General features: G+C 69.3%; 17 protein-coding genes. 7 read left to right on the plus strand and 10 right to left on the minus strand.

Annotated features, from left to right (window positions below; genetic code table 11):
• Positions 1-25: 25 nt before the first annotated feature.
• Complete coding sequence (locus tag DFR72_RS24050) at positions 26-880, minus strand: bile acid:sodium symporter family protein (protein ID WP_245983413.1); 855 nt, start codon at positions 878-880, stop codon at positions 26-28.
• Between the two features lie 132 nt (positions 881-1,012).
• On the opposite strand from DFR72_RS24050, the gene DFR72_RS24055 reads away from it, so the two are divergent.
• Complete coding sequence (locus DFR72_RS24055; RefSeq protein WP_211335507.1) at positions 1,013-1,711, plus strand: LLM class flavin-dependent oxidoreductase; 699 nt, start codon at positions 1,013-1,015, stop codon at positions 1,709-1,711.
• The gene (locus DFR72_RS24060; RefSeq protein ID WP_170176370.1) at positions 1,651-2,595 is read left to right on the plus strand and encodes a DUF1152 domain-containing protein; all 945 of its coding nucleotides are present in this window, start codon (positions 1,651-1,653) and stop codon (positions 2,593-2,595) included. The genes DFR72_RS24055 and DFR72_RS24060 overlap by 61 nt, the downstream gene beginning before the upstream one ends.
• 7 nt (positions 2,596-2,602) lie before the next feature.
• Here DFR72_RS24060 and DFR72_RS24065 read toward each other — a convergent pair whose 3' ends face one another.
• Together DFR72_RS24065 and DFR72_RS24070 are read right to left on the minus strand one after the other, a co-directional pair.
• Positions 2,603-3,619 (minus strand): MFS transporter, encoded by a 1,017-nt coding sequence (locus DFR72_RS24065; RefSeq protein ID WP_245983415.1) that lies wholly within the window; start codon positions 3,617-3,619, stop codon positions 2,603-2,605.
• A 171-nt stretch (positions 3,620-3,790) separates the two neighbouring features.
• A complete protein-coding gene (locus tag DFR72_RS24070) occupies positions 3,791-5,113 on the minus strand; it encodes a cellulose binding domain-containing protein (protein ID WP_090064983.1) in 1,323 nt (440 codons plus the stop codon).
• A gap of 232 nt (positions 5,114-5,345) precedes the next feature.
• Between DFR72_RS24070 and DFR72_RS47945 the strand changes: the two genes are divergently transcribed.
• Entirely contained in the window at positions 5,346-5,540 is a 195-nt protein-coding gene (locus tag DFR72_RS47945) for a methyltransferase domain-containing protein (protein WP_369679968.1), read from the plus strand.
• Positions 5,541-5,990: 450 nt separating this feature from the next.
• Here DFR72_RS47945 and DFR72_RS24080 read toward each other — a convergent pair whose 3' ends face one another.
• The 7 genes from DFR72_RS24080 to DFR72_RS24110 all read right to left on the minus strand — a co-directional run bounded on the left by DFR72_RS24080 (position 5,991) and on the right by DFR72_RS24110 (position 12,990).
• Positions 5,991-6,293 carry a hypothetical protein gene (locus tag DFR72_RS24080; RefSeq protein WP_143086686.1) on the minus strand — a complete coding sequence of 101 codons (303 nt, stop codon included), beginning with the start codon at positions 6,291-6,293 and terminating at the stop codon, positions 5,991-5,993.
• Between the two features lie 3 nt (positions 6,294-6,296).
• Entirely contained in the window at positions 6,297-7,544 is a 1,248-nt protein-coding gene (locus DFR72_RS24085; protein WP_090064985.1) for a choice-of-anchor P family protein, read from the minus strand.
• A complete protein-coding gene (locus DFR72_RS24090) occupies positions 7,541-8,194 on the minus strand; it encodes an ABC transporter ATP-binding protein (RefSeq protein ID WP_090064986.1) in 654 nt (217 codons plus the stop codon). Before DFR72_RS24090 ends, DFR72_RS24085 begins: the two co-directional genes overlap by 4 nt.
• A complete protein-coding gene (locus DFR72_RS24095) occupies positions 8,191-8,883 on the minus strand; it encodes an ABC transporter ATP-binding protein (protein ID WP_090064987.1) in 693 nt (230 codons plus the stop codon). Before DFR72_RS24095 ends, DFR72_RS24090 begins: the two co-directional genes overlap by 4 nt.
• Positions 8,880-10,697 carry an ABC transporter permease gene (locus DFR72_RS24100; RefSeq protein WP_090064988.1) on the minus strand — a complete coding sequence of 606 codons (1,818 nt, stop codon included), beginning with the start codon at positions 10,695-10,697 and terminating at the stop codon, positions 8,880-8,882. Before DFR72_RS24100 ends, DFR72_RS24095 begins: the two co-directional genes overlap by 4 nt.
• Positions 10,694-12,088, minus strand: coding sequence for an ABC transporter substrate-binding protein (locus tag DFR72_RS24105; RefSeq protein WP_143086687.1), 1,395 nt, complete (start codon positions 12,086-12,088; stop codon positions 10,694-10,696). The genes DFR72_RS24100 and DFR72_RS24105 overlap by 4 nt, the downstream gene beginning before the upstream one ends.
• A 143-nt stretch (positions 12,089-12,231) precedes the next feature.
• Positions 12,232-12,990, minus strand: coding sequence for an SGNH/GDSL hydrolase family protein (locus DFR72_RS24110; RefSeq protein WP_090064990.1), 759 nt, complete (start codon positions 12,988-12,990; stop codon positions 12,232-12,234).
• Positions 12,991-13,128: 138 nt separating this feature from the next.
• On the opposite strand from DFR72_RS24110, the gene DFR72_RS24115 reads away from it, so the two are divergent.
• The 4 genes from DFR72_RS24115 to ilvD all read left to right on the plus strand — a co-directional run bounded on the left by DFR72_RS24115 (position 13,129) and on the right by ilvD (position 18,618).
• Positions 13,129-14,028: a DUF4142 domain-containing protein gene (locus DFR72_RS24115; RefSeq protein ID WP_090064991.1), complete on the plus strand. Its 900-nt coding sequence runs from the start codon at positions 13,129-13,131 to the stop codon at positions 14,026-14,028.
• 96 nt (positions 14,029-14,124) lie between these two features.
• Positions 14,125-15,594, plus strand: coding sequence for a DUF1996 domain-containing protein (locus DFR72_RS24120; RefSeq protein WP_090064992.1), 1,470 nt, complete (start codon positions 14,125-14,127; stop codon positions 15,592-15,594).
• 188 nt (positions 15,595-15,782) lie between these two features.
• Positions 15,783-16,910: an alginate lyase family protein gene (locus DFR72_RS24125; protein ID WP_245983416.1), complete on the plus strand. Its 1,128-nt coding sequence runs from the start codon at positions 15,783-15,785 to the stop codon at positions 16,908-16,910.
• Between the two features lie 19 nt (positions 16,911-16,929).
• On the plus strand, positions 16,930-18,618 hold the full coding sequence (ilvD, locus tag DFR72_RS24130) for a dihydroxy-acid dehydratase (RefSeq protein WP_090064994.1): 1,689 nt from the start codon (positions 16,930-16,932) through the stop codon (positions 18,616-18,618).
• Positions 18,619-18,626: the final 8 nt, after the last annotated feature.

Below are 18,626 nucleotides of genomic sequence, written 5' to 3' on the forward strand. Positions count from 1 at the left end.
CAACCTAGCGACCACCGCAACCGCTTTAGACGACAGCCTTGGTGCGGGACAACAACCGTGCCGCCACCGCCGCCGGCAGGTACATGAGCACGCCGTACACGGCGGGCGGGATCGCCATCGTCTCGTCGTTGAGCACGGTCAGCGCCAGCGTGATCGCGATCGTGGCGTTGTGGATGCCGATCTCCATCGCGCTCGCGATGGCCTGCTTGCGTTCGACGTTGAACGCCTTGGGCACGTAGTAGCCGATCAGCAGGCTGAAGATGCTCAGCAGCAACGCCACCGGGCCGAGCGTGCCGATGTTGTCGATCAGCTGCTGGTAGGCCTGCGCGATCGCGGCGATGATGACGAGCACCAGCACCACGACGGACGCGATGCGCACCGGGTCGTTCATCTTCAGCGCCCAGGCCTCGAACCTGCGGCGCACCAGCATGCCGATCACCACCGGCACCAGGACGATCGCGAACACCTGCACGAACTTCGCCGGCTGCAGCCCGACCTCGGCGTTGTCCGCCATGAAGTGCGCCATGCTCAGGCCGACGACCAACGGCAACGTGAACACGGCGAGCACCGAGTTGATCGCGGTGAGCGTGATGTTGAGGGCCACGTCCCCGCCGGCGAGGTGGCTGAAGAGGTTCGCCGACGTGCCGCCCGGCGACGCGACGAGCAGCATCATGCCGACCGCGAGCACGCCTTCGAGCCCGAACGCGAGCACGAGCCCGAGGCAGATCGCGGGCAGGACGACCACCTGGCAGACCAAAGCGATGACCGCGGCCTTGGGGTACTTGGCGACCCTGGCGAAGTCGTCGGTGGTGAGCGTGAGTCCGAGTCCGAACATCACCAGGCCCAGCGCCAGCGGCAGGAAGATCTGTACGACTAGCACGGTGGCCTCCGCGGGTGTCCAGCTTGTGCAGTGTGATCTGTTCGGAAGATCCTGGCGTTACGCCCGGGCTGATGGAATCGGCCAGGTGGCGGCACCGTCTCACGGATCATGCCGAGAGCGCACACTGAGCGTGTGCAGATCGGCGTGTTCACGGCAGGTGACCTCGAACCGGCCGGAATCGTCGTGCTGGCGGTCGCGGCCGACGAAGCCGGTTTCGACGTCTTCGCGGTCGGCGAGCACCACAACCCGCCCTACAACTCGTCCTCGCCCGCCACGCTCCTCGCCCACATCGCGGCGAGGACGACGCTGCGGCTCTCCACCGCCACCACGCTGATCACCACGAACGACCCCGCCCGGCTCGCCGCCGAGTACGCGACACTCGCCCTCCTCGCCCCCGGCAGGACCGATCTGGTGCTCGGGCGCGGCAACACCGCGAAGGTGTTCGGATGGTTCGGCAAGGAGATCGAGTACAGCCTGCCGCTGACGATCGAGCACTACGCCGCGTTCAGATCCTCGTGGCCGGGCAGGCCCTGCGTCTGGCACGCCTGCACGCGTTCGCCCGAGATCGCCGATCTGGCGGCGGAGCACGACGACGGGCTGTTCGTGTTCGCAGGCCAGACCGAGCACGTCGGCCGGTACCGCGACCAGGCGGCACATCCCAGGATCGGCGTGCTCGCCGACGACCTCGACGAGGGCCTGGCCTGCGCGCCCGATCGCCTGCTGGTGAAAGTCAGCGGCCCCGCGGACGTCGAAAAGCTATGGTCGGCGGTGTGTTCAGCCTTGCCACACCGCCGCTCTTCGCCAGACTCCACCACGCACGGAACGTCCTGATCGCCGGGGCGGGCGGCGGCTTCGACGTGTTCGCGGGCATCCCGCTCGGCGTCGCGCTGCGCGAGCAGGGCAAGCGGGTGCACTACGCCAGCCTCAGCTTCAGCGACCTGGAGCGCCTCGACCTCGACGCGTGGCTCGAGCCCGGGCTCGCCGCCGTCGCACCGGAGACCTCCGGCGAGGACGCGTACTTCCCCGAACGCGAGCTCGCCCGGTTCCTCGGCGACACCGTCTACGCGTTCCCGCGCACGGGCGTGCGGCCGTTGCGCAGCGCGTACCGCACGATCATCGAGAAGCACTCCGTCGACGCGGTCGTGCTCGTCGACGGCGGCACGGACATCCTGCTGCGCGGCGACGAACAGCACCTCGGCACACCGACAGAGGACATGACGAGCCTCGCCGCGGTCGCGGGCATCGACGGCGTGGTGAAGATCGTGACCAGCCTGGGGTTCGGCATCGACGCGCACCACGGCGTGTGCCACGCGCACGTGCTGGAGAACCTGGCGGCGCTGGACAGGCAGGGCGCGTACCTCGGCGCGCTGTCGATCCCGTCGGACAGCTTCGAGGCCCGCGCCTACACGACCGCCGTCCAGCAGGCGCAGGACGCGACACCGTTGTCACCGAGCATCGTGAACGGCCAGATCGCGGCCTCGCTGCGGGGCGAGTTCGGGAACGTGCAGTTCACCAGGCGCACCGAGGGCAGCGAGCTGTTCGTGAACCCGTTGATGGGCGTGTACTTCAGCGCCGACCTCGACGCGCTGGCCCGCGGAGTGCACTACCTGCCCGCGCTGGAGAAGACGCGGACGGCGTTCGACGTGGCGCTCGCGATCGAGCACTACCGCGAGACCAACGACGAACGCCGCCCGATGCGCGCGCTTCCTCACTGAAATCGTCTTATCGGCGCCAGATCACCAGCGCCACCACCAGAACCATCACGCCGATGGCGACGGCCGAGCCCAGCACCCACAGTCCGTAGATCGCGAACGCCACGAACTCCGAGCCGATCGCGGCCACGGACGTGACCGTGGCACGGGCATCGGACTCGATCCGGTGCTGCAGCTCGGTCTCCACGTGCACCAGCACGAACCGGTACAGGCCGTAGAACAGTCCCAAGAGGATGATCGCGAGCGGCACGGCCAGCAGTGCCGCCGCGATCAGCGTCGCACCCGAGGCGAACAGCACCCAGCCGCGGAACGGCAACCGGCCGGCGAGCGAGGCTCCGGCGGCACCCATCAACGGCACGCCTATGGTCGCCATCGGCACCCACACCGTCGGCACGCTCCAGTCCTGCGCCAGCAGCGTGAAGTACTCCTCGAACGCGTCGATCGAGTACACCAGAGCCACCGCGAGCACAGCACGTTTGATCGGCACGGACGCGCGCAGGCCGGTCTTCAGCGTCGCGAGGTACCCGAGTTCGTCGTCGTCCTCGTCGTCGCGTTCAGGTTCCGGGAAACGCAGCGCGATCACCGACGACGCGAGGCACATCGCGACCGACGCCCAACCGGCGAGTTCGTAGCCGCCGAAGGAGAACAACGCCGTGGCGATGACCGCGACGGGAACCTGGGCGATCAGCTCGATGGTGTCGACACGGGCGTTGAGCCGTCCGTACCGGTCCTCGTCACCGTTGGCCGCCAGCCCGTCGTAGAGCAGGGCTTCGAAGGCACCGGACTGCAGCGTGCCGCCCAGGCCCCACAGCACGAAGCCGGCCGCGAATCCCCAGAACGACGGGAACAGCACCCAGGCCGCGTACCCGAAGGCCTGCAGCACACCGGAGGCGACCAGGCAGCCTCGCCGTGAGAAGCGGTCCGCGAGCGCGCCCGACGGCACCTCGAACACGACCGAGGTCAGCGACCAGATCGCGAGCAGCACCGAGATGGAGGCGTCCGACAGCCCGCTGTCGGCGAAGAGCAACGCGTACAGCGCGTAGATCGGGATGAGGTGCGAACACCACGCCCACGCCGTCGCGGTTCGGGATAGATCAGTTGAAGATCAATGTCGTCGTCGCATGACACAAGACTAGGCCGCCAGCGCCAGCGATTAAATGGCGCTGACGGCCTGTAGTCGTCTAGTGACGTGTCGCGGCTAGAAGCCGGCGGTGATCTTCGTGAACTCCAGCTCGGACTGCGCGATGCCGGAGCAGTGCGCGGCCACCTGGCCGTCGCAGCCGCCGCGGTCGCGGTTGACCGACCAGAAGGCCAGTCGCCCGAGGCCGTTGGCCTTCGACCAGTCGCGGATCGCGGTCCAGTCGTCGGCCGTGGTCAGCTCGCGCTGGTCCGACAGGCCGTTCATGCCCGAGATGCCGACGTGCTTGAACGCCTCGGCGTCGCTCCAGCCGAAGGTCGACTTGAGCTTGTTCTTCAGCCCTGTGGCCGCGTTGATCGTGTCCTGGCGGACGTTGGAGCTGCCGAAGTCGAACGGCATGATCGTGAACACGTCGATGTTCGCGTTCAGCGCCTTGGCCTGGTCGATCAGCCGGGCGCCGTAGAAGTTCGGGCCGGTGGTCGAGGTGCCGAAGGTGACGATCGTCTGGATGCCCGGGTTGTTCTGCTTGACGATCCGCAGGGCGGTGATGATCCGGTCGGCCACGACGGTGTTCTCGAACTCGTCGGTGTTCTCGATGTCGATGTCGATGGCCTTGAGCCCGTAGGCGTTGATGACCTGCTGGTACGCGCCGGCCAGCGCCTCGGGGGTCGAGCAGTTCGGGCCCAGCTTGTTGCCGCTCCAGCCACCGAACGACGGCACGATGTCACCGCCGGCCGCGCGGATGGCGTTGATCGCCTGCTGGTCGGCGCCGCCGGTCAGCGGGCGCTGGCCGTCCCACGACGGAGTGCAGCCGCCGCTGGACAGGATGAACGCCAGGGTGAACCACTTGACGCCGGTCTGGCTCATGACCTGCGTGGCGCTCTGCGGGTTGCCCCAGCCCAGGTACAGGTAGGGCGCGCCGCGGCCGGTGCCGGGCAACGGCGGGTTCGACGTCGTCGTCGTGGTCGTCGTCGTCGGGTTGCCGGTGCCGTCACACGAACCGCCGTTGACCTTGCAACCGGACGGGGTTCCGCCGGAGCCCTTGACGGTGAAGCCGAAGCTCACCGAGCCGCCGACGGGCACGCTGCCGTTCCAGGTGTTGCGGACGGTGATGTTCTGACCGTTCGCCCCGTAGCTGCCGTCCCACAGCGACGCGATCGACTGCCCGCCCGGCAGCGTGAACTCGACGGTCCACGACGTGAGCGCGGACCCGCCGCTGTTGGAGATCGTGTACTTGGCCTCGTAGCCGCTGCCCCAGTCCGAGGTCTTGGTGAACGCCGCCGTCACGCCCGACGCGCCACTCGCGGGCGCGGCGACAACGCCTCCGACCACGGTGGCCAGCGCCAGACCGAGGGTCAGGATCTGCCAGCGAAATTTCTTCATGGTGCTCCGTTCACGTGCAGGGGGTACGTGATGGCAGGCACGTTAACTGGTCTAAACCAATGGTTCAAGGGTGTCAACACCGCTAATCAGATGCGGTGATGAGAACGCTCTCTTGCTCTGCGACGCGATGAACGCTCAAGAGATCGCCTCGCTCATGGCCGCTTCGGCACACGATTCGGACATCCAGGTCACGCAGACCGGATTCCGTCTCGAACTGGCCGAGACCTGACAGATCCCCGAGGGCGCCAGGGTGCTGGAGTTCGGGTGCGGCCAAGGCGACATGACCGCTGTGCTCGCGGACCGCGCAGGTCCGAACGGGACGGTGGTCGGGACTGATGTCGCGCCACGAGACTACGGCGCACCGGTCACCGAGGGCCAGTCCGCGCGGCACCGGTGGGCGGCGCCCTCAGCAGCCACTCCAGCATGAGACGACGTGCTGACCGGTGACGCGTCGCAACCGGTTACGACCTTGCGAAGCTCACCCACCCGCCCACCCTGGTGGTTCGCAAGGCTTCGAGGGCTCGAGACGGCGCTGAAGACAAGCCCCGCCCTCCTCGGGGGACTGACCACCACTCAGTGGCCGAACCAAACCTAGCGGTGCCGAAACCCTGTCAAGCCACCGCTCGGCGATCTGTGGACAACTCGGCTGCAGCGGCGGGTTGTCCACAGATCGCCACCGAGGGCATTTGACAAGCCCTGCTCGCCGCTAGATTTGGTGCGTCGGGTCGGGTGGTCAGTCCCCCGTGGAGGGTGGGGCCCGTCGTCGGTCGCGATGTCGATCAAGCCCTCACGCAGCCGAGCACCAGAGGGCTGGCCGAGGAACTGTTGCGGCAGACCTCGCGCAAGAGCGGCACCGTGCCGCTGCCCGCCTAAGCCCTCACGGCACGCTAGTGCGGTCGCGCTCCTCCAGCAGCTGCAGCAGGGCGTAGGTCGTCTGCCGCTGTTCCTCCACGAGCTTCGTCAGCCACGACCCGAAGTACAGGAACCCGCCGACGCCGATCAGCCCGACGCCGAGGATGCCGCCCGACACGACGTACGGGATCTGCTCGAACGTGTACCCGGTGTGCGCGACGCCCCACCAGGCGAACAGGATCGCCGCGATGCCCGCGGTCATCAGCATCGTGCCGGCAAGCCCTAGCCCGCTGCGCATCCGTGCTCGGCGCCGGTCCTGGATCGTCATCGCTCACCCGTTGCGGAGGTCGGGGACACCGGTCGGGTGCCCGGAGGGACAGGGGGCGCCGCCCAGCAGGAAGGTGCCGAACGACTTCATGCCGAACGCTCCGGCCGCCGCGACCCCGAGGCCGGTGAGCACCAGCAGTGCCGGTACGCCCGGGAAGTCGAGCAGAGAGCGCGGCCTGGTGCGGGCGGAGGCGACCGGCGTGACCGGCTTCGACGGTGGGGTCACGCCCGCGACCGGAGGCGAACCCAGCGCCGGTGGCGGGGTGTCGGCGGCGGGTGGCAGCACCGGCACGACCGGCGCCGGTGCGTCCGGCGGTGTCGACGACGTTGACGCGGAAGCGTTTGCGACGGCCTCGGTGTCGCCGACGACCACCACCATCTTGCGCAGCGGGTTGAGCAGCGGCACGAGTTCCTTGGGCAGCAACGGGGCCAGAACGCCGTCCAGGATGCCGCCGAGTCCGAGCTTGGTGCGCAACGCCAGCACGTCGACGGTCAGGGTGAGGCCGCGGCTGGTGGACGTCGCCGCCGTGCCTTCGAGCTTCGTCGCGGCCGTGGGCCAGGTGAGGGTGATCCCCAGCGGTTCCAACGCCTTCAGCAGCCCGTCCGGTGGCGCGTCCGGGGCCTTGACCGGGAACTTCTGGCCCAGCACGGTGAACTCGGCGATCGAGAACGTGCTCGTGCCGCTCCCCTTGCTGCCGTCGCTCACGGCGACGGACTCGAACTTCACGCCCGACAGCACGACCAGGCCCGCCAGCAGTGAGATCGTCTGCGCGGACGTGACGGCGGTCGAGCGGGCCTCGGACGCGCCCGCCGAACTGACGCTGCTCGACGACAGCCCGTCCGCGGTGAGCAGGAACGGCACCTCCTGCTTCGCCCCCGCGTAGGACTCGGCCTTCGCGGCTCCCGCGGTGGCCTTCATGCCCGGCTTCGACTCGTCCGCCGGACCACCGGGGTGCGCCGCGTTGGCCTGCACCGGGTAGGCGAACCCGAGCAGCTGCGGCAGGCCGGTGCCGACGGCCGCGCCCGGCCACAGCGAGCTGGCGACCGACCGGCCGATCGGGCCGGAGCCCAGTTCCGTCTGGGTGTAGGAGAGGTGCACCTCGCCCTGTGGTTCGGCCGGCACCGGGATCAGGTCGGTGTGCAGCAGCACGGACACCGGCGCGGCGTGGGCGGTCAGCGTGAACCCGCCGATGTCCGCCTTCGCGGGTGCCGGGGACAGCAGGAGGAGCAGCAGGACGAGCGCGTACCTCATGACGTCCCTCCGAAGTAGACGGTGGCCAGGTCGTCGTCCGCGGAGATCTCGCCGTGCGTCATCACGACGACCTGGTCGGCGACGGCGGAGGCGGTCTCGGCGAACTGCTCGACGACCAGCATCGTGACGCCGGACCGCGCCAACTCCCCGACGACCTCGTACAGCTCAGCGACGATCACCGGGGCGAGGCCCATCGAGAGCTCGTCGATCACGAGCACGGCAGGGTCGGTGATCAACGCTCGGGAGAACGCGAGCATCTGCTGCTCGCCGCCGGACATCGAGCCCGCGAGCTGCCCGTGCCGCGCCTTGAGCTTCGGGAACCGCCGGTAGACCAGCTCGGCGTCGCCGCGCATCAGCCTCAGGTTCTCCGCCACGGTCAGGTTCGGGAAGATCGCGCGGCCCTCCGGGACCGTGCACAGCCCGGCGCGGGCGAGCTCGTCAGGCGCGGCGTCGTTGACGTGCACCCCGCCCAGGTGGACGTGGCCGGAGGTGGCCCTGATCTGTCCACTGAGGACCTTGACCAGGGTGGACTTGCCGGCGCCGTTCGGGCCGAGCAACGCGGTGACGGTGCCGCGCGGCACGGTCAGCGACACCCCGCGCAGCACCTCGATCCGGCCGTAGCCGGCGTGGACGTCCTTCAGGTCGATCATCCGAGGTACGCCTCCCGGACACCTTCGTGCGCACGGACGACGTCCGGCGTGCCGGAGACCAGCAACCGTCCCAGGTTCAGCACGTGCACGTGGTCGCAGTAGCCCATCACGAGGTCCATGTCGTGCTCGACCAGCACGACCGAGCGGCCCTCCGCGCTCAGTTGCCGCAGCAGCTCGCCGAACTCGTCGGTCTCGGCCCGGTCGAGACCGGAGGACGGTTCGTCGAGCAGCAGGAGACGTGGATCGGTGGCGAGCGCGCGAGCCAGTTCCAGCAGGCGCGCGGCGCCGGTCGGGACGGTGTCGGCCTGGTTGCCCGCGAACTCCGCGATCCCGACCCGTTCCAGCAGTTCCCGGGCCAGCTTCGCGGGCCTGCGACGGCTTTCCAGCGCCACCACGACGTTCTCCCAGACCGTCAGCGACCCGAAGACCTCCAGCCGCTGGAACGTCCGCGCGACACCCAGTCTCGACCGCTGGTGCGGCCCCTTGGTGGTGATGTCCTCGTCGCCGAGCAGCACCCGTCCGGCCGTCGGCTTGCGCAGTCCGCTGATCACGTCGAACAACGTCGTCTTGCCGGCGCCGTTGGGCCCGATCAGCCCGGTGACGCCGGGTTCGACGGTCAGGGACACGTCGTCGACCGCGGTCACCTCGCCGAAGCGGACCGTCACGCCCTCCACCCGCAACGTGCTCATGCGCGCCGCCAGGACCAGGCCCGGAAACCCCAGCCGACCAGTCCGTTGGGCTCACGCGCGAGCCCCGCCGCCGCCACCCCGAGCAGCACGACCGCCACTCCCGCGAACGCCGGGAAACCGCTCTGCAGCACGGGGAGCAGCATCAGCAGCACCCCGCCGAGCAGCGCGCCCGACACCGACGTCACGCCCGCGATCACCGCGAACAGCAGCAGCGGCAGGTTGTTGAACAGCTGGAAGTCGCTCGCCGCGACGGTCTCCCGCAGCTGCGCGAACAACCCGCCCGCGAGCCCCGCGATCGCCGCCGACAGGGAGAACACCCAGACCCGGATCCAGCGCACGTTCAGCCCGAGCGTCGCGCACGCCGCCGAGCTGTCCTTGACCGCGATCATCCGCCGCCCGAACCGGCCACGCCGGACGGCCAGCACTCCGACGCCGACCAGGACGAAGACGGCCGCGGCCAGCAGCAGCTGGGCGGACGCCGACTCGACGAGCTTCGGCACCTGCAGACTGCCCCGCACGCCGAACGCGATCGGCGACTGCAGCACGAGCTTGTCCATGAGCTGCGCGAACCCCAGCGTCGCCAGCGCCAGGTACAGCCCGCTGACCCGCAGCGCCGTCAACGCGATCACCGCCCCGACGGCCGCCGCGACGCCGGCCCCGATCAGCAACGTCACCGGCGACGGACTGCCGAGCCGCGCCACCGTCACCGCACCCACGCCGACGAACGTGAACTGCCCCAGCGACACCACACCGCCGTACCCGGTGAGCAGGACCATCGACAGCAGCACGATGCCGAACACCAGTGCCAGCGCGAGCTGCCCGGCCACCACCGAGTCGACCAGCAACGCCAGCGCGACGACCACCCCCGCGAACAGCCCGGCGCCCACCCCGGTCGTCAGCGCGTTCGGCACGGCCACCCCGCGCGATCCCCGGACACCGCCGATCCGCAGCGGCGACTGCGGCATCGCCAGCAACACCACGAACAGCAGCAACGCCGGGATCGCCGCCCGGAAGGAGATCCAGAACGGCGACGACGGCAGGTACGCCACCGCGTACGACTGCACCAGCCCGAGCCCGAGCGCGCCGGCGAACGTCCACGGCAGACTCCGCAACCGCCCCACCAGCGCGGCCGTGTACGCGGTGATCACGAGCAACGTCATCGTCACGTAGTCGAGCTGCACGACCGGCGTCAGCAGGATCCCGCCCAGCGCCGCCAGAGCCGACCCGATCGCCCAGCTCAGCGCCGACAACCTGGCCGGCCGCGTCCCGTAGAGCGCGGCCAGTTCCGGCGCGTCGACGCAGGCCCGCATCGCGAGCCCGGTCCGCGTCCGGTTCAGCAGCACGTACAGCCCGCCCGCGACGAGCACCGCGCAGGCCAGCGTCACCAGGTCGTGCCCGCTGACGAACGACTGTCCGACGTGGACGCCGAGCTGGTCGAGGAACGGCCGCACCGGCCGCGCCTGCGGCGGCCACACCACCTGCGCCACCCCGATCAGCCCGACCAGCAACCCGACCCCGGCCACCAGCGTGATCCCGACCGGCGCACCCGCGAGCCTGCGCATGACGAACCGCTCGACCACCAGCCCGAACAGCGGTGCGCACACGCCTACCACGAGCAGCAGCGCGAGCCACTGCGGCAGGCCGCGGTTCTCGGCGAGCTCCCAGTAGAGGAACGCCATGACCATGCCGATCGCGCCGTGGCCGACGTTGAAGACCTTGGAGGTGCTGTAGGTCAGCACGAGACCGCCGGCGACGACGGCGTAGGCACCACCGGTGACGAGGCCGAAGATGGTGTAGGCGAGGAGTGCGGTCATCCGCCCACCCCCGTGTCGATCAACGACCCGCACGAGTACCCCGACGCGGGCGCCAACCGGCTCCACGTCCCGCCCTTCAACCGCACCAGCGTCATGCAGGCCGAAGTCCGCTTCCCGCCGACGTCCTGCGGCGCGACCATCCCCTCGGCGGTGAAGTCGTGCACCCCGCGCACCGCCTCGACCATCGCCTTGCGGGTGAGCTGCGGCCCGACCTTCGCTGCCGTGGTCACGAACAACCGGGCGGCGGCCCAGGCGAACATCCCGAAGTACGAGGGCGCGGCACCGGGCGCCACCCGCCCCAGCCACTGCTTGTACAGCGCCACCTGGGCGTTGGCCTCCTCGAACAACGCGCCGTTCGTGTAGACCACGGTCCCGTCGACCGCCGCCCCGCCCTGCTTGACGTACTGCGGGTCGTACGCGGACGGGTCGGTGATGAACGCCTCCGGCGTGTACCCCTGCTGCCGCATGGCCTGCTGCAGACGCACCGCGTACTGGGCCGAGCCGATCCAGTACACGATCTTGGTGCCGGTCTCCTTCAGCTTCGCCACGTACGGCGCGTAGTTGACGTCGGTGATGTCGATGGCCTGCGAGTAGACGAACTTGATCCCGCGCGCCTCGGCCGCCTTCTGCATGCTGCGGGCGTTCTGCGCGCTCGCGTCGGCGTTGAGGTACAGGTAGGCCGCGGCACCGATGCCGCCGGGGAAGCTCGACTTGACCAGGTCCGGACCGGCCGACGACACGAGGTTCACGACGTTCGACGCCACACCGAAGCTCACGGGCGTGCGCTGGCGTTGCGCGGTGACGGTCGAGGCCCGCAGGTCGGGGATTCCGCAGCCGGCGGCCGCGGGTCCGCCGCCCTGGTCGAACGCCGACATCGAGCCGACCAGCGCGAAGGCCTGCTCGCAGGCCTGAGAGGTGGCCTGCTGGTCGCCGCCGCTGTCGGTGCGGGAGTCGAACGAGACGAGCTTGAGCTTGCGCCCGCACACCGCGCCCTGGGTGGCGTTGAAATACTCGACGAACGCCTTGGTGGCCTGCTGGGCCGACTGGAAGATGCCGGGCACCGGGCCGCTGATGTCGGAGATGTTGGCGATCGTGATCTCGCCGGCCGTGACGCCCTTGTCCGTGGCGCCGCCGGTGCCCTGACAGCCGCCCGCGATGCTGCCGGGCGGGTTCGGCTTCTTGTCGGCCTCCTGCGGGTTCGCGGCGCCCGGCTGCTGCGCGGTGCCTTCGGGCACCGCGCCGTCCTCGCCGGTCACCGCACCGTCCTGGGTGCCGGCCGACCCTCCCTGCGGCACGACGAGCGCCGCGCGTTGCTCGTCGGTGAGCCTGCTCCCGCACCCGGCGACCAACGCGCAGATCGTCAGTGCGATCAGTGCGGTCCTGCGACGCATGCCCACTGACGCTAGGGCTCTGCATCAATCCAGGTCCACACAACTTCTAGAACGCGTTCTACATGCAAACAATCGTCGCGAGATCCGTCACCAAAGCGCGGTCGCCTCGTTATGAGCAACCACGTCAAGGAACACGTTCTACCTTACGAGGGCGGCAGCGGTTCCGGTCGGCGCGGCCGGATCACGTCACCGGACGACTCGCCGCGCACCCGTCGCATCACCCACGGCACGACGTGCTCGCGCGCCCACCTCCAGTCCTCCGCGCGCCGGACCCGGCGGTCGACCAGCGGGGCCACGCCCAGCACGGTCCGCTGCAGCGGGTGCGGGACACCGAGAGCGTCCAGGACGGCGATCGCGACCTCGGCGTGCCCGGCCGAGTTGAGGTGCAGCCGGTCCGGCGACCACATGCGGCGGTCGCGCAGCTGGCGCATGTTCCACATGTCGCCCAGCACGCACGAGTGCTCGGCGGCGATCGCGCGCACGTGCTCGTTGTAGATGGCCACGCGACCACGCATCTTGCGGAACACCGGGTCGTCACCACCGTCGACGCCGGTGAAGAGGATCACGCGCGCGCCCGCGTGGGACAGGCGCGCGACAGCCGCGCGGTAACGGCGCATCAGCGCGTCGATGTCCACCTTGGGCCGCATGAGGTCGTTGCCGCCCGCGTAGAGCGAGACGAGGTCCGGCTTCATCTCCAGAGCGCGCTCGAGCTGCTCGCCCAGCACCTGGGGCAGCAGCCGGCCGCGCACGGCCAGGTTGGCGTAGGTGAACTCGGGGTCCGCGGCCCCCAGCACGTCGGCGACGCGGTCGGCCCAGCCCCGCACGCCGTTCGGCCGACCAGCGTCTTCGTCGCCCACACCCTCGGTGAACGAGTCCCCCAACGCCACAAAACGCTTGCTCATGCTCACGACCCTATGACGCGCATTCGGAGCAGAGCCCTGCGGGGGTTGCGGCCGCCTCGATAACGTTTCGGTAACGGCGACGTCTCGAACTGAGGCGGCTTCCCATTCCTGGCCGTATTCCCGTTCGTGCGACTCCCCATGGATCTGGCGAAGCCGACGCGACTGATGGTCGCGCTGGCAGGCTGTGCGCTGGCGGTGCTCCTGAACACCGGGACCGCTGCGGGGCAGCCCTCCACGCCGTCCACGCCCATCTCCACGCCGCCGCCCGACAGCGGCGGCAAGGGCGACGAGGTCGTCCAGACGCAGTGGGGGCCCCTCGGACCGGCTGACCGCGATTTCATGAACCGCGTCAAGCAGGCCGGCCTGTGGGAGAAGCCCGCGGGCGAGAAGGGCAAGGCCAAGCGGGCCGACCAGCCCAAGATCCAAGAGGCCTGCAAGCACCTCATCGAGGGGCACACACTCCTGGACAACGTGGTGAACCGGGCGGGCGTCCTGCTCGGCCACACGTTGCCCACCGAGGCCTCGGACGAGCAGAAGGGCTGGCTCGCCGAGATGGACGCGGCGGCCGGTGACGAGTTCGACGCGGTCTTCGCCAACCGGCTCCGTGCGGCGCACGGCAAGGTCTACGCCTACGCCGCGCAGATCCGGGCCGGCACCAAGAACGAGCTCATCCGCATCCTGTCCACGCAAGCGATGATCACCGTCTTCGACCACATCAAGGTGCTCGAGGAGACCGGTCGCGTCGACTTCGCCGGACTGGAATCGCCGCAACCGCTCGCACCGCCCCCGCCCGCGAACGACTCCGGGACCCCGGAGACGACGGGCGACCCGGCGGCCGAGCAGTCGGCCAACCCGACCGACGGCGTGATCCCGACCGTGCCCGAGGGCACCAGGTTCACCCGCACCGCCGAGCAAGGTGTGTTCGGGGACAACAACGGTGTCTTCTTCGGCGCCATCGGAGTGCTCGCGCTCGCGCTGGTGGGGATGCGAATGATATCCCGATCGAAGAAATCGCGGCGGAGATCTCGTTCGTACTGACCTAAAACAGCACACCCAGGTTCATCCCGAAGATAGCGGCCCCTAACCGCCGTCAGCTTCACCATGCCGATTTATCGGACTACCACGAGGTGGCAAATGGCTATTCACCGGAGGAAATCCACGATCTGGCTCACCGCCGCCGCTGCGGCGATGGCCGTGGTCGCGGGCGGTGCCGCGGTGGTGGCCATCAGTTCTTCTGATGGCGCCGCGCTCGCCGACGGTCCGGACAAGAGCTTGTTCGTCGACATCACCAAGGTGAAGCCGAACGTCAAGAAACCGAAGCCGGAGAACGACGCCACCACAGGCACGTTCACCGTCGACTGCGGCCGGAACGAGAACGCGCACTTCAACCCGGACAACTTCATCGCGCAGCCTGGCGTCCGCAACGGCGCACAGCACCTGCACGACTACGTCGGCAACCTCTCGACGAACGCGGACTCCAACAACAAGTCGCTGCAGGCGGCGGGCACGACCTGCAAGAACGGCGACAAGTCCGCCTACTTCTGGCCGGTCGTCCGCATCACCGACGAGGAGCCGGCTGAGGCCGCACCGCCCGCGGAGCAGGCCCCGCCGAAGAAGGACGACAAGGCCCAGCAGGACAAGGACAAGGCGGCCAAGGAAGCTGCCCAGCTCGAGTGCCCCGACGTCGCGTCGCTGCTGCCCGAGGACGTGCCGGACGCGGCCCAGGCGGAGATCGACCGCGAGCTCGAGAACATCGAGAAGGTGACCGCCGAGGCCGAGAAGAGGCTCGAGTCCACCAAGGCGCAGGACCGCGACAACATCATCGTCGGCCCGACGCGCGAGAAGCGCGCCGCGATCCTGAACCGGATGATGCTGGCGTTCAGCCGCCAGGGCCAGCAGGCACCCGACCTGAACCCGGCCGCCGCCTGTGCCGTGAAGGACAAGGCCGCGGGTGAAGAGGGCCTCGACAACGGTGGCGAGAACGCCGACGCCGCGCAGGCCGAGGGCACCGAGGACAAGAAGAACCAGAACAACCCCGAGGAGAACGCGAACAACGAGCTCGAGGGCAACGAGGGCGAGATCCAGCGCCCCGCCGTCGTCGACCTCCAGTTCCGCGGCAGCCCGACCGGCAAGGTCGTCGCGATGCCGAAGTTCCTCCGTGTTCTCTACGGTGACGCCAAGGCCGGCCAGAACGGCCCGAAGAACGCCAAGGCGTCCTGGACCTGCACGGGCTTCGAGGACAAGGTCCTGATGGACAAGTACCCGATCTGCCCGCAGGGCGCGAAGGTCAAGCGCGTGCACGACTTCCCGAGTTGCTGGGACGGCAAGAACATCGACTCCGCGAACCACCGCGACCACATCGTGTTCCCCGACCAGAACGGCAAGTGCAAGCAGGGCTTCAAGGCCGTTCCGCAGCTGCGCATCTCGCTGACCTACAACATCCCGCTCGACGTCCAGAAGGAAGGTCGCTACCTGGTCGACTCCTTCCCGGAGGAGGAGCACAACCCGCTCACCGACCACGACGACTTCGCGAACGTGATGTCGCAGAAGATCATGAACCGCCTCGTCAACTGCGTCAACACCGGCAAGAAGTGCCGCGAGTGACGTTCTGACCTCGTAGTTCAGATAGGCGAAATACCCCGGTGCACCTCCCGCGCACCGGGGTATTTCCGTTGTGCGGCTTGGGTTCGTTCACCACCGTGAACCTTGTTCCGGAATGATTGACCAAAAAGGTATAGACCACTAACACTGACCTCATGGTCACCCGTTCCTGCGCGGTCTTGATCGCCCTGATGGCATCCCTCCTGGTCCCGGTCACCGCCCAGGCGGCACCGGCGACGTTCGTCCACCCGGGAGTCGTGGTCTCCCGGCCACAGCTGGACTTCATGCGCACCAAGGTCCTGGCCGGCGCCCAGCCGTGGAAGACCGCCTACGACCGCATGATGGCGTCGAAGTACGCCGACCTGAACCGCACGCCGAAACCGCGGGCGGTCGTGGAGTGCGGCCCGGTCAGCAACCCCAACAACGGCTGCACCGACGAACGCGAGGACGCGCTCGCCGCCTACACGCTGTCGCTGGCCTGGTACGTCACCCGCGACGCCAGGTACGCGACCAAGGCCATCCAGATCATGGACGCCTGGTCCGCCACCATCCGCGACCACACCAACTCCAACGCCCCGCTGCAGACGGCGTGGTCGGCCAGCAGCTGGCCCAAGGCCGCCGAGATCATGAAGCACGTCTACGGCACCTGGCCGGGCAGCGCGCGGTTCGGCACGATGCTGCGCACCGTCTACCTGCCCGAGATCCAGAACGGCCGCGCGAACACCAACGGCAACTGGGAGCTCAGCATGATGGAGGCGTCGATCGGCATCGCCGTCTTCCTGGAGGACCGCGCGGCCTACGACAAGGCCATCAGCATCTTCCGGACGCGCATCCAGGCGTTCATCTACCTGACCACCGACGGGGCACTGCCGAAGACGCCGCCGGGCAGTGGCATCGACACCAGGGCGGAGATCATCTCCTACTGGCACGACCAGTCCACGTTCGTCGACGGCGTCACCCAGGAGACCTGCCGGGACTTCGCCCACACGGCCTACGGGCTCTCCGCCGCCTCGCACCTCGCGGAGACGGCGCGGCACCAGGGCCAGGACATCTGGGGCGAGATCAAGGACCGCATGCGGCACGCGTGGGGCCTGCACTCCAAGTACCAGAACGGCGAGCCCGTGCCGTCGTGGCTGTGCGGCGGTTCCTACAGCCGTGAGCTCGGGCCGACGCCGGAGGTCAGCTACAACGCGTTGAACACCCGGCTGGGCATCGCGATGGCGAACACCAAGATCTACACCGAGTCGAAGCGTCCACACGGGACCGACAACCTGTTCATCGCCTGGGAGACGCTGACTCACGCAGCCAACCCCTCGTAAGAGCGACTAGCGTGCGCTCATGACCGATACACCGGACGTGAAGCCACGCAGCCGCGACGTGACCGACGGCCTGGAGCGCACCGCCGCGCGCGGCATGCTCCGGGCCGTCGGCATGGGCGACGAGGACTGGGAGAAGCCGCAGATCGGCGTGGCCTCGTCGTGGAACGAGATCACACCGTGCAACCTGTCGCTGGACCGGCTCGCGAAGGCGTCGAAGGACGGCGTGCACGCGGCCGGCGGATACCCGCTGGAGTTCGGCACGATCTCCGTGTCGGACGGCATCTCGATGGGCCACGAGGGCATGCACTTCTCGCTGGTCTCCCGCGAGGTGATCGCCGACAGCGTCGAGACCGTCATGATGGCCGAGCGCCTCGACGGCTCGGTGCTGCTCGCGGGGTGTGACAAGTCGTTGCCCGGCATGCTGATGGCGGCGGCACGGCTCGACCTGGCCAGCGTGTTCCTCTACGCGGGGTCGATCCTGCCGGGCCGGGTCACGCTGACCGACGGCACCGAGAAGGAAGTCACGATCATCGACGCGTTCGAGGCCGTCGGGGCCTGCGCGCGCGGCCTGATGAGCCGTGAGGACGTCGACCTGATCGAACGCGCGATCTGCCCCGGCGAGGGCGCGTGCGGTGGCATGTACACGGCGAACACCATGGCGAGCGCGGCCGAGGCGCTGGGCATGTCGCTGCCCGGCAGTGCCGCTCCCCCGGCCACCGACCGGCGCCGGGACGGGTTCGCGCGCCGCTCCGGCCAGGCCGTGGTCGAGATGCTCCGCAAGGGCATCACGGCGCGGCAGATCATGACGCGCGAGGCGTTCGAGAACGCGATCGCCGTCGTGATGGCGTTCGGCGGCTCCACCAACGCGGTGCTGCACCTGCTCGCCATCGCGCACGAGGCCGGCGTCGAACTGTCGCTGGACGACTTCAGCCGCATCGGCGCGCGCGTGCCGCACCTGGCCGACGTGAAGCCGTTCGGGCGGCACGTCATGACGGACGTCGACCGCATCGGCGGCGTGCCCGTGGTGATGAAGGCGCTGCTCGACGCCGGTCTGCTGCACGGCGACTGCCTCACCGTCACCGGCCGCACGGTCGCCGAGAACCTCGCCGACATCAACCCGCCCGACCCGGACGGCCTCGTGCTGCGCGCGCTCGACAAGCCCATCCACCACACCGGCGGCATCACGATCCTGAAGGGCTCGCTCGCCCCGGAGGGCGCCGTGGTCAAGTCGGCGGGCTTCGACTCGGACGTCTTCACCGGCACCGCCCGCGTGTTCGACCGCGAGCGCGCCGCCATGGACGCCCTGGAGGACGGCACCATCACCGCGGGCGACGTCGTCGTCATCCGCTACGAGGGTCCCAAGGGCGGGCCGGGCATGCGCGAGATGCTCGCGATCACCGCGGCGATCAAGGGCGCGGGCCTCGGCAAGGACGTCCTGCTGCTCACCGACGGCCGGTTCTCCGGCGGCACGACGGGCCTGTGCGTCGGGCACGTGGCACCGGAGGCCGTCGACGGCGGCCCCATCGCGTTCGTGCGCGACGGCGACCAGATCACGCTGAACGTCGCCTCCGGGACGCTCGACGTGGACGCGGACCTCGACAGCCGCCGTGAGGGCTGGGCCCCGCTGCCTCCGCGCTACCAGCGCGGCGTGCTCGCCAAGTACGCCAAGCTGGTCGGCTCGGCCTCGCGCGGCGCCGTCTGCGATTAGGTCGTGTC

The sequence above is a fragment of the Lentzea flaviverrucosa genome, assembly GCF_003350445.1.
GTDB lineage: Bacteria > Actinomycetota > Actinomycetes > Mycobacteriales > Pseudonocardiaceae > Lentzea > Lentzea californiensis.